The sequence below is a fragment of the Streptococcus sp. HMSC067H01 genome (assembly GCF_001814775.1).
Lineage (GTDB): Bacteria > Bacillota > Bacilli > Lactobacillales > Streptococcaceae > Streptococcus.
Window position 1 is genome coordinate 1 of sequence record NZ_KV817816.1, and the last position, 14,450, is coordinate 14,450.

The following is a 14,450-nucleotide window of genomic DNA, read 5'->3' on the forward strand; positions in this document are numbered from 1 at the left end:
TGACGTGGTTTGAAGAGATTTTTGAAGAGTATAAGGAGAAAATATGAATAAAAAAACTAGACAGACTCTAGTAGGTCTCTTGCTTTTTCTGCTCTTGTCAGCAGGAAGTTATTATATCAAGGAGATGCAGGCTTCCAACTCTGCGCCTCAGACGCAAGTAAAGCAGAAGTCGCAAGCATCGGATGCTCCAAGTCAAGAATTAGTTGAAAGTGTCCTGACAGCTTCTATCAAAAAACAAATTAAGGGTTCTCTTGAATGGAATGGAGCAGGAGCCTTTATCGTCAATGGTAATAAGACAAATTTGGATGCAAAGGTTTCAAGCAAACCCTATGCTGATAACAAGACAAAAACTGTAGGTGGGGAGACGGTTCCAACCGTCGCTAATGCCCTTATGTCAAAAGCGACAAGACAGTACAAAGATCGTGAAGAGACTGGGAATGGCTCGACTCCTTGGACGCCAGCAGGCTGGCATCAGGTTAAGAATCTAAAGGGAAGTTACAACCATGCGGTCGATAGAGGGCATTTGTTGGGCTATGCCTTGATCGGTGGGTTAGATGGCTTTGATGCTTCTACTAGCAATCCTAAAAATATCGCAGTTCAGACAGCTTGGGCCAACCAAGCGCGTGCCGAAGATTCGACAGGCCAAAACTACTATGAGAGCTTGGTTCGAAAAGCTCTAGATCAAAACAAACGAGTTCGTTACCGCGTGACATTACTCTATGCTACTGAGCAAGATTTGGTACCATCAGCTTCTCAGATTGAAGCCAAGTCCTCTGATGGGGAGTTGGAGTTTAACGTCGTCATTCCGAATGTCCAAACTGGAATTCAGCTTGACTACCGAACAGGTCAAGTTACCGTTACCAAAGCAAAATAGACTAAAAATCCCTTATCACATCAGATAGGGGATTAACTATTGAAATCGTAAAATAATGTGTAGAAGAGAAAAAATGTGGTATAATAGACTCAATTATACTATTTAGGAGAAGGAAAATGGAAGACCCGAGCAGTCAGGATTTGTTACTGCAATTTGTTTTATTAGTTGTTTTGACCTTTTTAAATGCCTTTTTCTCTGCAACAGAAATGGCCATGGTTTCACTTAGTCGTTCACGTGTTGAGCAAAAAGCTGAGGAGGGGGATAAACGCTATATCCGTTTACTAAAGGTACTTGAAAACCCGAATCACTTTTTATCAACCATTCAAGTTGGTATCACCTTAATTACGATCTTGTCAGGGGCTAAACTAGCAGATTCACTTGGAGAGTTAATCGCCTCTTGGATGGGGAATAGCGAAACTGCCTATGCGGTAGCTAGCTTCTTATCATTAGCTTTCTTGACCTATATTTCTATTGTTTTTGGTGAGCTTTATCCTAAGCGAATTGCTCTAAATCTTAAGGATGCCTTGGCTATCAGAACAGTACCGTTTATTATTGCTCTTGGTAAGATTGTGAATCCCTTCGTTTGGATGCTCTCAGCATCAACTAATCTCTTGAGTCAATTGACACCGATGACATTTGACGATGCAGATGAAAAAATGACTCGTGATGAGATTGAGTACATGCTAACTAAGAGTGAAGAAACCTTGGATGCAGATGAAATTGAAATGTTGCAGGGGATTTTCTCACTCGACGAACTCATGGCACGTGAAGTCATGGTTCCCCGAACAGATGCCTTTATGGTTGATATTCAGGATGATACTCAAACCATCATCCAAAGCATCTTAAAACAGAACTTTTCTCGTATTCCTGTTTATGATGGAGACAAGGACAATGTCATTGGTTTGGTTCACACCAAGAGCCTCCTTAAAGAAGCCTTTGTCAGCGGGTTTGACAATATCGTCTGGAAGCGAATCTTGCAAGATCCACTCTTTGTACCTGAAACGATTTTTGTGGATGATTTATTAAAAGAGTTTAGAAACACTCAAAGACAGATGGCTATCCTTCTGGATGAGTATGGTGGTATGGCTGGTTTAGTTACACTAGAAGATCTTCTTGAGGAGATTGTCGGAGAGATTGACGACGAAACTGACCGTGCTGAGGTTTACGTACACACTATTGGTGAGAATACATACATCGTCCAAGGAACAATGAACTTGAACGACTTCAATGGCTATTTCGATGTTGAACTTGAAAGTGATGATGTAGATACAATCGCTGGTTATTATTTGACGGGTGTCGGGACTATTCCAACAACTGAAAAGCTTAGCTATGAATTGGAAAGTGCCAACAAACACATTACATTGACTAATGACAAAGTCAAAAATGGCCGTGTGACCAAGTTGAAGGTTCAAATCACAGAAATTGAGCTGGAAGAAGAAACCGATTAACAAAAGAAGCTTTACTAGTCCTCTGCCAGTAAAGCTTCTCCATTTTATAAAAAAGACAAAAAAGACTCCGTTTGGAGTCTTCTGAATCATAGAGGCGGTAGACGGATTTGAACCGACGATCAAGCTTTTGCAGAGCCGTGCCTTACCACTTGGCTATACCGCCTTAACTTTTATTATTATACCTTTAAAATCTGCTCTCGTCAATAGTTTCTTTTCTGAAAATGTAAGTTTTCCGACTTTCAAAATGTGAGCGACAAAATATTCTGAAAATTCGTTTACTTTTTGAAGTGGTTGTGGTATAATAAGCATTATCTTATTAATTTCAAAAGAGGAGTTAAGTAATATGAAAAAAAGTCGGATTTTTGCAGTAGCAGGCGTAGCCCTACTTGCAACAGGTGTTCTCGCAGCTTGCAGTTCTTCAAAATCATCTAATGCTGAAGCGCCAAAAGCCTATGGTTATACTTATACTGCTGACCCAGAAACGTTGGACTACCTTATCTCTGGGAAACAAAGTACAAAAGTTGCCACTTCAAATGGTATTGACGGACTCTTTACAAATGACAAGTATGGAAACCTTACTCCTGCAGTCGCTGAAGACTGGTCAGTATCTCAAGATGGATTGACATACACTTATAAGATTCGTAAAGGTGTAAAATGGCTCACATCTGATGGTGAAGAATATGCGGAAGTAACTGCAAATGACTTTGTTACAGGTTTGAAACACGCAGCCGACAATAAATCAGCCGCTCTTTACCTAGCACAAAATTCTGTTAAAGGATTGGCTGACTATGTATCAGGGAACAATACAGACTTCTCTGCTGTAGGTGTAAAAGCTGTTGATGATTACACTCTTCAATACACATTGAACCAACCAGAACCATACTGGAACTCTAAATTGTCTTACGCAATCTTCTGGCCTTTGAACGCAGAGTTTGAAAAATCAAAAGGTAAAGACTTTGGTAAGGCAACAGACCCAACATCATTGCTTTACAATGGACCTTTCTTGCTTAAAGGGTTGACGGCTAAGTCTTCTATCGAATTTGCGAAGAATGAACAGTATTGGGATAAAGATAATGTTCACATCGATACTGTAACACTTTCTTATTATGATGGTTCAGACCAAGAGTCACTTGAGCGTAACTTTACAAATGGTGCATATAGTTATGCACGTCTCTTCCCTACTAGCTCAAACTATTCTAAGGTAGCAGAAACATATAAAGATAATATCTACTATAACCCACAGGGAGCTGGTATTGCTGGTTTGGGTGTTAATATTGACCGTCAAAGCTATAAGTACACATCAAAAACAACTGACGAAGAAAAAACATCTACTAAGAAAGCCCTTCTTAATAAAGATTTCCGTCAAGCTTTGAACTTTGCTTTTGATCGTACTGCTTATTCAGCTCAGCTAAATGGTAAGGATGGAGCAGCCCTTGCTGTCCGTAACCTCTTCGTAAAACCAGAATTTGTTTCAGCAGGTGAAAAAACATTTGGTGACTTGGTCACTGAGAAAGTTGTTTCTTATGGTGATGAGTGGAAAGATGTAAACTTTGCGGATGGCCAAGATGGTCTTTACAATGCTGATAAAGCTAAAGCAGAACTAGCTAAAGCTAAAAAAGACCTTGAAGCAGATGGTGTGAAATTCCCAATCCACTTGGATATTCCAGTTGACCAAACATCTAAAAACTATATCGCTCGTATCCAATCATTCAAACAATCTGTTGAAACCGCTTTGGGTACAGATAATGTAGTTATCGATATCCAACAAATCACTACGGATGAATTACACAATATCACGTACTACGCTGCTAGTGCGGCAGCAGAAGATTGGGACCTTTCAGGTGCTGTTGGATGGAATCCAGACTATGATGATCCATCGACTTACCTTGATATCTTGAAATCAACTAATAGTGAAACAACTAAGACCTACATGGGCTATGACAATCCATCAAACCCAGCGGTTGCTCAAGTTGGTTTGAAAGATTACGACAAATTAGTTGATGATGCAGCTAGTGAAACAAGTGACCTTAACAAACGTTATGAGAAATATGCAGCAGCTCAAGCTTGGTTGACAGATAGCTCACTCTTCCTTCCAGCTATGTCATCTTCAGGAGCAGCACCAGTTATTTCTCGTGTAGTACCATTCTCAGCCTCTTACACTCAATCTGGTGATAAAGGTTCAGATGTATACTTCAAGTATCTTCAATTGCAAGCTAACACTGTAACAACCAAAGAGTACAAAGAAGCTCGTGAAAAATGGCTCAAAGAAAAAGCTGAATCAAACGAAAAAGCTCAAAAAGAGTTAGCGAGTCATGTGAAATAAATAATGCTCATCAGAACTTTCTCTCCACAAGGGGAAGGTTCTTTTGGGATTTTAAAGGAAATAATATGAAAAAATATGTTTTTATGCGTATCTTGCGGTCGTTGGTTTCTATTTTCTTAGTAACGACCTTGATTTACACAATCATCTATACGATGGTTCCACGGAAGTTGATCTTCAAACAAGATACTAACTACAATAAAATTGCGACAACGGCTGATAAACGAGATAACTATGAAAATACTGTCTTTGAGCGTATGGGTTATATCGAATATTACGATACGAAAGAGTTGCAGGAAAAAGCTAGTAGCATTGACTCTTCTGTTACAGTAGATGCAAATGATACAAATAAAGCAATCTATGAAAAATATATCCAACAACTTGGTAATGGTTGGACTCTAGGTGAGTTTACAGAGAGTGGACAATTCTACGCTACACGTGAAATTCCTATTTTTGAACGTGTGTTCAAATTCTATGCAAACTTGCTTGATATCGACCACACAAACAAGATTCAAGACCCAGAAAATCCAAACTTAGAGCGTTATTTGCGTTTTGAAAATGATCCCGCTATCGGCTGGTCTCTGGTAGGTTCAGGGACTAAACATAAATACCTCTTGTACTTTAATAGTCAGTTCCCATTTGTTCACCAAAACTTTGTGAACTTGAATTTGGGTGATTCATATCCAACTTATGCTAATACTCCTGTGCTTCAAGTTATCACACAAGGACAAGGTCAAACTAAGACATCAGAAGTGCAATTCCCAACTGGTAAGAAAACATCTTCAGTTAATATCTACTCAAGAACCTACAAATCTCCAAGTCAGGCTGATGCTCGTGAAGTAGCCAACTACGGTAAAGATGATCCATATACAGCTACTGAGAGCAACTATCAGTACCCATCAATGATTACAAGCTCTGCCATCACTGGTTTAATCGGTCTTGTAATTTCGTACTCTATTGCCATTCCGCTAGGTTCAGCTATGGCTCGTCATAAGAATTCTTGGATTGATAGTTTCTCTACTGGAACTCTAACCTTCTTGTTGGCCCTTCCAACCATTGCCTTAGTTTATATCATCCGCTTGATTGGTTCTAAAATTGGATTCCCTGATTCATTCCCAATCTTGGGTGCTGGAGATTGGCGTTCTTATGTCCTTCCGGCAGTGATTCTAGGCTTACTTGGTGCGCCTGGTATGGCAATTTGGATTCGTCGTTATATGATTGACTTGCAATCACAAGACTTCGTTCGTTTTGCTCGTGCTAAAGGTTTGTCTGAGAAAGAAATTTCAAACAAACACATCTTTAAAAATGCCATGGTTCCATTGGTTTCGGGAATTCCTGGATCTATCATTGGTGTTATTGGTGGAGCAACCCTGACAGAAACAGTCTTCGCCTTTCCTGGTATGGGTAAAATGTTGATTGACTCTGTAAAAGCATCAAATAACAATATGGTAGTTGGTCTTGTATTTATCTTTACCTGTGTCTCTATCTTCTCATTATTTGTAGGGGATATTTGGATGACCATGATTGACCCACGTATTAAATTGACAGAGAAAGGAGGCAAATAATGTCTACGATTAGTAATGATAAATTTCAGTTTGTAAAACGAGACGACTATGCCTCTGAAGTAATTGATGCACCTGCCTATTCATACTGGGGTTCTGTCTTTAGACAGTTCATGAAAAAAAGATCAACAGTAATCATGCTCGCTATCTTGATTGCCATCGTTTTGATGAGTTTCATTTACCCAATGTTTTCTGATTTTGACTTTAACGATGTAAGTAAGGTTAATGACTTTAGTGCTCGATTTATCAAGCCAAATGCAGAGCATTGGTTCGGTACAGATAGTAACGGTAAATCACTCTTTGATGGTGTCTGGTTTGGAGCTCGTAACTCAATCTTGATTTCGGTAATCGCAACATCTATCAACCTTGTAATTGGGGTTATTGTCGGTGGTATTTGGGGCATCTCAAAATCAGTTGACCGTATCATGATGGAAGTCTACAACGTTATCAACAACATTCCTTCACTTTTGATCGTTATTGTTTTGACTTACTCTATTGGAGCTGGTTTCTGGAACTTGATTTTTGCCATGAGTGTGACTACCTGGATTGGTATTGCTTACTCAATTCGTATTCAGATCATGCGTTATCGTGACTTGGAGTATAACCTTGCTTCACGTACACTTGGAACACCAACCTTTAAGATTGTTGTAAAAAACATTATGCCACAATTGGTATCTGTTATCGTTACGACGACATCTCAAATGCTTCCAGCCTTTATCTCATACGAAGCTTTCCTTTCATTCTTTGGACTTGGATTGCCAATTACAGTTCCAAGTTTGGGTCGTTTGATTTCAGATTACTCTCAGAACGTAACGACAAATGCTTACCTCTTCTGGATTCCATTGACAACTTTGGTCTTGGTATCCTTGTCACTTTTCATTGTTGGTCAGAACCTAGCGGATGCTAGTGATCCACGTACACATAGATAGGAGTAGAAATGACAAATAATAAAAATGTAATTTTGACTGCTCGAGATATTGTCGTGGAATTTGACGTTCGTGACAAAGTTTTGACAGCTATTCGAGGAGTTTCCATTGATTTGATTGAGGGTGAAGTTCTCGCTTTGGTAGGGGAGTCTGGTTCAGGAAAATCAGTTTTGACAAAAACATTCACAGGTATGTTGGAAGAAAACGGTCGTATTGCTCAAGGTAGCATTGATTACCGAGGTCAAGACTTGACAGCACTCGCTTCCCATAAAGATTGGGAACAGATTCGTGGTGCTAAGATTGCAACCATCTTCCAGGACCCTATGACCAGCCTAGACCCAATCAAAACGATTGGTAGTCAGATCACAGAAGTTATCGTTAAACACCAAGGCAAGACTGCTCAAGAAGCTAAAGAAATGGCTATCGACTACATGAACAAAGTTGGTATCCCTGATTCTGAGAAGCGTTTCGACGAGTATCCTTTCCAGTATTCTGGTGGGATGCGTCAACGTATCGTTATTGCGATTGCACTTGCCTGCCGTCCAGATATTCTTATCTGTGATGAGCCAACTACAGCCCTTGATGTGACTATTCAGGCTCAGATTATTGATTTGCTGAAGACACTTCAACAAGAGTATCACTTCACAACAATCTTTATCACTCACGACCTTGGAGTAGTAGCAAGTATAGCTGATAAGGTTGCGGTTATGTATGCTGGTGAGATTGTTGAGTATGGAACTGTTGAAGAAATCTTCTATGATCCACGTCACCCATACACATGGAGTCTTTTGTCAAGTCTACCACAGTTGGCTGATGATAAAGGGGAATTGTATTCAATCCCTGGAACACCTCCATCGCTTTATACTCAATTGAAGGGAGATGCTTTTGCACTTCGTTCAGCCTATGCGATGAAGATTGACTTCGAAGAAAAAGCACCTCAGTTTGCAGTATCTGATACCCATTGGGCAAAAACATGGTTGCTTCATGAACAAGCTCCAAAAGTTGAAAAACCAGCAGTGATTGCAGATTTACACGACAAGATTCGTGAAAAAATGGGCTTTAATCATCTTGAGGACTAGGAGGAAGGAAATGTCTGAAAAATTAGTAGAACTTAAAGACGTAGAGATTTCCTTCGGTGAAGGAAGCAAAAAGTTTGTAGCTGTTAAAAATGCTAATTTCTTTATCAACAAAGGAGAAACATTCTCTCTTGTTGGTGAGTCTGGAAGTGGTAAGACAACGATTGGTCGTGCTATTATCGGTCTTAATGACACCAGCAATGGGGACATCATTTTTGAAGGGCAAAAAATTAACGGGAAGAAATCACGTGAACAAGCTTCGGAATTAATCCGTCGAATTCAGATGATTTTCCAAGACCCAGCAGCTAGCTTGAATGAGCGTGCAACCGTTGACTACATTATCTCTGAAGGTCTATACAACTATCATCTGTTTAAAGATGAGGAAGAAAGAAAAGAAAAAGTTCAAAATATCATTCGTGAAGTTGGACTCTTGGCAGAACACTTGACACGTTATCCACATGAGTTCTCAGGTGGACAACGTCAACGTATTGGTATCGCTCGTGCCTTGGTTATGCAACCTGACTTTGTTATTGCTGATGAGCCGATTTCAGCCTTGGACGTTTCAGTACGTGCCCAAGTTTTGAACTTGCTCAAGAAATTCCAAAAGGAATTGGGCTTGACTTATCTCTTTATTGCCCATGACTTGTCAGTGGTTCGTTTCATCTCTGATCGTATCGCGGTAATTTACAAGGGTGTCATTGTTGAGGTGGCTGAGACGGAAGAATTGTTTAACAATCCAATCCATCCATATACTCAAGCTCTCCTATCAGCGGTTCCAATCCCTGATCCGATCTTGGAACGTAAAAAAGTCTTGAAAGTTTATGATCCAGATCAACATGACTATGAGACTGACAAACCGTCTATGGTTGAAATTCGTCCAGGTCATTATGTTTGGGGGAACCAAGCTGAGTTGGAACGCTATAAAAAAGATTTGAAATAAGAAAGAGTTTTGTAATCTTGATAGATCTATTCTATGGAGATTATGAAACTTTTTTTGTAGGAAAGTGATTCTATAAAAGTATGAGAAATAAGATTCTTCAAAACTACTTGAAAAGTAGTTTGTGTATGGGGAGAAGAAACAGAAAGTAAGTGACAGAACAAGGGAAAGAAAATCCTACAAAATATTGAAGTTATACTCTTCGAAAATCTCTTCAAACCACGTCAGCTTCGCCTTGCCGTATATGTGTTACTGACTTTATCCACAACCTCAAAACGGTGTTTTGAGCAACCTGCGTCTCGCTTTCTAGTTTGCTCTTTGATTTTCATTGAGTATTAGCAAATGTTAGTGAGTTACCCTTTTGTTCTCTTAGAATAGAATTTTATAAAACTACTTTCAGACTCGCTTCGCTGAAGCTGCAAAATTAAAATCACTTTCTATTTAAGAATCTACCTTGCATTGCCTTACTTTGTGTGCTAGAGTTATGATAACGGTTACAAAAATTAAGGAGAATTATATGAGAAATCCAGCATTGATTGAAGAAATGAAAACTTACAGAGGGAGAGATGAAGTTCCGCAAGACTTTGACGCTTTTTGGGATGGTGAGATTGAGAAGGTTTCGGTCTTGCCAGATTACCAACTAGAGGAACGTGACTTTCATATTTCAACTGTGAAGTGTTATGAGTTAACTTTTAGAGGTACCCGTGATGGCCTTGTTTATGCTCGCATGGTCTTACCAAAATCAGAAAAGAAAGTACCTGTCATTTTCCACTTCCATGGCTATATGGGACGTTGCTGGGATTGGACAGATATGCTAGCTTTTACAGTAGCTGGTTATGGTGTCGTATCTATGGATGTTCGTGGCCAATCTGGATACTCACAAGATGGCTTGCGCTCACCTCTCGGAAATACAGTTAAGGGCCAAATCATTCGTGGTGCAGTAGAAGGAAAAGAGCAACTCTTCTATAAAGATGTCTATCTAGATATCTATCAATTGGTTGAGATTGTCGCTAGTTTCCCACAAGTAGATGAGGACCAATTAGCAAGCTATGGAGCTTCGCAAGGAGGAGCACTGGCTCTAGTGGCTGCAGGTCTCAATCCACGTATCAAGCGAACAGTTGCTATTTATCCATTCTTGTCAGACTTTAGACGGGTACTTGAGATTGGAAATACCAGCGAAGCTTATGATGAGCTCTTCCGTTACTTTAAGTTTCATGATCCTTTCCACGAAACTGAGGAGCAAATTATGGAAACCCTAGCTTATATCGATGTGAAAAATCTTGCCCATCGAATCAAAGGTGAGGTGAGAATGATTACAGGACTTGATGACGATGTTTGCTATCCAATTACTCAGTTTGCTATCTACAATCGTTTGACTTGTGAGAAGAGCTATCGCCTGATGCCAGAATACGCACACGAAGCTATGAACGTCCATGTCAATGATCAAGTTTACAATTGGTTGTGTGGCAGTGAAATCCCATTTACCTATGTAGCTCAATAAAGGCTTAGGAAGAAGTACCCTGTGATTTTGAATGAATTACAGGGTTCTTTTCAGTGTATTTGGATGGCAAGAAAGTAGTTTCAAATAGTTTGATTCTTCCAAATATATTTGAAAGTAGAATCCATTGTAGATTGATTTGACTAAAAGTTGTAATATTTATTATATAATAAGTGTAATATCAATTATGGAAGGAGCAAAAATCTGTTGTATTTCTTCATAAAAGCGGAAATTTATGTCATGCAACAGTAGTTCACAGTAAAAGGATGGGGTTTCCCATTGAACAGATCAGTTTCTTTTGCTACTTTAGCCTCGGTGGCAAAAAATTTTAAGCAAAAAAGAAAGCGCTTTATTTTTTAAAAACGGAAGGGAAAATATGAATCAGAGACATTTTGATAGAAAACAGCGGTACGGAATTCGAAAATTTGCAGTTGGAGCGGCATCAGTAGTCATTGGAGCAGTTGTTTTTGGTGCTTCACCAGCTTTAGCTCAAGAAGCTCCAGCAACCAGTGGTGAAACAGCTGGACAAGCTTTGCCAGAATTATCAAAAGAAGCAGAAACAGGAAGTCTAGCTAATCTAGATCAGAAGCCTGCAGATCCAGTAACTACAGTAAGTAATAGTGGAACAGAAGTCAACCGTGAAGAGTTGCAAGCAAACCCAGGGTCTGAAAAACCAACAGGAACAGAAGCGGCAAGTGAAACTCCGGGAACAGATAGTGAAGACGAAGAAGTTGGAAGTATTCCTCGTGACTTTTATGCAAAAGAGTTAGAAAACGTCAATACTGTTATTGAGAAAGAGGATGTTGAAACGAATCGTTCAAACGGTCAAATAGTTGACATGAAAGAGGAGCTCGACAAGCTTAAAAAACTTCAAAATGCGACCATCCATATGGAGTTTAAGCCAGATGCATCTGCTCCTAATTTATACAGTCTTTTCTCGGTTTCTAGTGATACCAAAGTAAATGAATACTTCACCATGGCCATCCTTAATAACACAGCTATCGTTGAAGGTCGTGATGCCAATGGAAATCATTTCTATGGAGATTATAAAGATGCTCCTCTGAAGATTAAGCCAGGTCAGTGGAACTCTGTAACCTTTACAGTGGAAAGACCAAATGCAGATCAACCAAATGGTCAGGTTCGCGTCTATGTAAATGGTGTCTTGTCGCGCACAAGTCCTAAGTCTGGTCGTTTCATCCAAGATATGCCAGATGTCAACCGTATGCAAATTGGTACATTGAAACGTACAGGAAAAAACTTCTGGGGCTCTAATCTTAAAGTCCGTAATCTAACTGTTTATGATCGTGCCCTTTCACAAGAAGAGGTTAAAAAACGTAGCCAACTTTTTGAAAGAGGAGAGTTGGAGAAGAAGCTTCCGGAAGGAGCAGAAGTTACTGATAAACTGGACGTTTTTGAAGGTGGTGATCACCGCAAGCCAAATAAAGATGGTATCGCAAGCTACCGTATTCCAGCCCTCCTTAAAACTGATAAGGGAACCTTAATTGCTGGAACTGATGAAAGACGCTTGCATCACTCTGACTGGGGTGATATCGGTATGGTTGTTCGTCGTAGTGATGATAAGGGCAAAACCTGGGGAGATAGAATTGTTATCTCAAATCCTCGCGACAATGAGAAGGCTAAGAATCCAGAATGGCCATCACCAGTCAACATTGACATGGCCCTAGTCCAAGATCCGAAAACTAAGAGAATCTTTTCAATTTATGATATGTTCCTTGAAGGTAAGGCTGTATTTTCTCTTCCAGGAAAAGCACCACAAGCCTATGAACAAATTGGAGACAAGGTATACCAAGTCTTGTACAAACAAGGTGATGCAGGACGTTATACAATCCGTGAAAATGGTGAAGTTTTCGACCCTGAAAATAGAAAGACAGAATATCGAGTTGTAGTTGATCCTAAACAACCAGCCTACAGCGATAAGGGTGACCTTTACAAGGGTGAGGAACTAATCGGTAATGTTTACTTTGAGTACAGTGAAAAGAATATCTTTAGGGTTTCAAACACAAACTATCTCTGGATGTCTTATAGTGATGACGATGGTAAAACTTGGTCTGCACCTAAAGATATTACATACGGCATTCGTAAGGATTGGATGCATTTCTTAGGTACTGGACCTGGTACAGGTATTGCCTTGCATTCGGGACCTCACAAAGGTCGTCTCGTTATCCCAGTCTACACGACAAATAACGTATCATACCTCAGTGGTTCTCAATCTTCACGCGTCATTTACTCAGATGACCATGGTGAAACATGGCAAGCAGGTGAAGCTGTCAATGATAACCGTCCAGTAGGTAACCAAACAATTCACTCTTCAACCATGAATAATCCAGGTGCTCAAAATACGGAGTCAACTGTTGTTCAGTTGAACAACGGAGACCTCAAACTCTTCATGCGTGGATTGACAGGAGATTTGCAGGTTGCAACAAGTAAGGATGGCGGAGCAACTTGGGAAAAAGATGTGAAGCGCTATGCGGATGTCAAAGATGTCTACGTTCAAATGTCTGCTGTTCACACTGTACAAAATGGTAAGGAATATATCGTTCTCAGCAACGCAGGTGGACCAGGACGTTACAATGGTTTGGTACACGTAGCACGTGTGGAAGCTAACGGAGATTTGACTTGGCTCAAGCACAATCCTATTCAAAGCGGTAAATTTGCTTATAACTCCTTGCAAGATCTTGGAAATGGTGAATTTGGTTTGCTTTATGAGCATGCAACTGCCACTCAAAATGAATACACCTTGTCTTATAAGAAATTCAACTGGGATTTCTTAAGCAAGGATAGAATTTCTCCAACAAAAGCAACTGTGAAAAATGCTGTAGAGATGAGCAAAAATGTCATCGCTTTAGAATTTGATTCTGAAGTATTGGTGAATCAGCCACCAGTTCTTAAACTGGCAAATGGGAATTTTGCTACCTTCTTGACTCAGTATGATTCAAAAACCTTGTTATTTGCAGCTAGCAAGGAAGATATTGGTCAAGAAATTACAGAAATCATTGATGGCGCAATTGAGAGCATGCATAATTTGCCTGTAAGTCTTGAAGGTGCAGGAGTCCCTGGTGGGAAAAATGGCGCAAAAGCAGAAATCCATGAAGTTCTAGAATTTACAGGCGCAGTCAATGGTGAAGGTACAGTTCATGAGGATACAGCCTTTGAAGGTGGCGTCAACGGTGAGGAAGCAGCAATTCATGAATTTCCAGAATTCGAAGGCGGTGTCAATGGTGAGGAAGCAGCCGTTCATGAAATTCCAGAAATAGAAGTTGAAGAAAATCCACCGGGAACTATTAATGAAGTCCCAGAATTCGAAGGTGGCGTCAATGGTGCCGAAGCAGCAGTCCATGAAGTCTCAGACTTCGAGGGTGGCGTCAATGGTGAAGAAGCTGCAGTCCATGAAGTTCCAGAATATATTCCAGTGGAAACTTCAAAAGGAGAAGCAGCTGTTCATGAAATTTCAGACTTTGAAGGCGGTGTCAATGGCGAGGAAGGAGCTAAGGCAGAGAGTCCAGAGTTCGAAGGTGGTGTGAATGCAGTGGAAGCCTCCAAGTCAGACACATCAGACTTTGAAGGCGGTGTCAATGGCGAGGAAGGAGCTAAGGCAGAGAATCCAGAGTTCGAAGGCGGCGTCAACGCAGTAGAAGCATCTAAGTCAGACACATCAGACTTCGAAGGCGGAGTCAATGGCGATGAAGGAGCTAAAGCAGAGAGTCCAGAGTTCGAAGGCGGCGTCAATGGCGATGAAGGAGCTAAGGCAGAGAGCCCAGAGTTCGAAGGCGGCGTCAACGCAGTAGAAG

The 14,450-nt window shown here is 40.3% G+C and carries 9 protein-coding genes and 1 tRNA gene; 9 read left to right on the plus strand and 1 reads right to left on the minus strand.

What is annotated here, in order from left to right:
• Window positions 1-43: 43 nt before the first annotated feature.
• Together HMPREF2987_RS10060 and HMPREF2987_RS10065 are read left to right on the plus strand one after the other, a co-directional pair.
• The gene (locus HMPREF2987_RS10060) at window positions 44-874 is read left to right on the plus strand and encodes a DNA/RNA non-specific endonuclease (protein WP_075230428.1); all 831 of its coding nucleotides are present in this window, start codon (window positions 44-46) and stop codon (window positions 872-874) included.
• Between the two features lie 116 nt (window positions 875-990).
• On the plus strand, window positions 991-2,322 hold the full coding sequence (locus HMPREF2987_RS10065) for a hemolysin family protein (protein ID WP_075230429.1): 1,332 nt from the start codon (window positions 991-993) through the stop codon (window positions 2,320-2,322).
• Window positions 2,323-2,414: 92 nt separating this feature from the next.
• On the opposite strand, the gene HMPREF2987_RS10070 is transcribed toward HMPREF2987_RS10065, so the two are convergent.
• A tRNA-Cys gene (locus HMPREF2987_RS10070) sits at window positions 2,415-2,485 on the minus strand.
• 180 nt (window positions 2,486-2,665) lie between these two features.
• On the opposite strand from HMPREF2987_RS10070, the gene HMPREF2987_RS10075 reads away from it, so the two are divergent.
• The 7 genes from HMPREF2987_RS10075 to HMPREF2987_RS10105 form a co-directional block, all read left to right on the plus strand.
• A complete protein-coding gene (locus HMPREF2987_RS10075; protein WP_075230430.1) occupies window positions 2,666-4,645 on the plus strand; it encodes a peptide ABC transporter substrate-binding protein in 1,980 nt (659 codons plus the stop codon).
• Window positions 4,646-4,710: 65 nt separating this feature from the next.
• Window positions 4,711-6,207 carry an ABC transporter permease gene (locus tag HMPREF2987_RS10080; RefSeq protein WP_075230431.1) on the plus strand — a complete coding sequence of 499 codons (1,497 nt, stop codon included), beginning with the start codon at window positions 4,711-4,713 and terminating at the stop codon, window positions 6,205-6,207.
• Window positions 6,207-7,133: an oligopeptide ABC transporter permease OppC gene (gene oppC / locus HMPREF2987_RS10085; protein ID WP_075230432.1), complete on the plus strand. Its 927-nt coding sequence runs from the start codon at window positions 6,207-6,209 to the stop codon at window positions 7,131-7,133. Before HMPREF2987_RS10080 ends, oppC begins: the two co-directional genes overlap by 1 nt.
• Window positions 7,134-7,141: 8 nt before the next feature.
• Entirely contained in the window at window positions 7,142-8,209 is a 1,068-nt protein-coding gene (locus tag HMPREF2987_RS10090; RefSeq protein WP_075230433.1) for an ABC transporter ATP-binding protein, read from the plus strand.
• Window positions 8,210-8,219: 10 nt separating this feature from the next.
• Window positions 8,220-9,146, plus strand: a complete 927-nt coding sequence (locus HMPREF2987_RS10095; RefSeq protein WP_075230434.1) for an ATP-binding cassette domain-containing protein — start codon at window positions 8,220-8,222, stop codon at window positions 9,144-9,146.
• A gap of 514 nt (window positions 9,147-9,660) precedes the next feature.
• The gene (locus HMPREF2987_RS10100; RefSeq protein WP_075230435.1) at window positions 9,661-10,644 is read left to right on the plus strand and encodes an acetylxylan esterase; all 984 of its coding nucleotides are present in this window, start codon (window positions 9,661-9,663) and stop codon (window positions 10,642-10,644) included.
• Window positions 10,645-11,017: 373 nt separating this feature from the next.
• On the plus strand, window positions 11,018-14,450 hold a 3,433-nt coding region (locus HMPREF2987_RS10105), incomplete at its 3' end, for an SIALI-17 repeat-containing surface protein (protein WP_075230436.1).

Excerpts from the sequence above, each read along its gene's own strand:
- HMPREF2987_RS10060 (WP_075230428.1), top strand. The coding sequence starts at position 44 with ATGAATAAAAAAACTAGACAGACTCTAGTAGGTCTCTTGCTTTTTCTG.
- HMPREF2987_RS10065 (WP_075230429.1), top strand. The coding sequence starts at position 991 with ATGGAAGACCCGAGCAGTCAGGATTTGTTACTGCAATTTGTTTTATTA.
- HMPREF2987_RS10075 (WP_075230430.1), top strand. The coding sequence starts at position 2,666 with ATGAAAAAAAGTCGGATTTTTGCAGTAGCAGGCGTAGCCCTACTTGCA.
- HMPREF2987_RS10080 (WP_075230431.1), top strand. The coding sequence starts at position 4,711 with ATGAAAAAATATGTTTTTATGCGTATCTTGCGGTCGTTGGTTTCTATT.
- oppC (WP_075230432.1), top strand. The coding sequence starts at position 6,207 with ATGTCTACGATTAGTAATGATAAATTTCAGTTTGTAAAACGAGACGAC.
- HMPREF2987_RS10090 (WP_075230433.1), top strand. The coding sequence starts at position 7,142 with ATGACAAATAATAAAAATGTAATTTTGACTGCTCGAGATATTGTCGTG.
- HMPREF2987_RS10095 (WP_075230434.1), top strand. The coding sequence starts at position 8,220 with ATGTCTGAAAAATTAGTAGAACTTAAAGACGTAGAGATTTCCTTCGGT.
- HMPREF2987_RS10100 (WP_075230435.1), top strand. The coding sequence starts at position 9,661 with ATGAGAAATCCAGCATTGATTGAAGAAATGAAAACTTACAGAGGGAGA.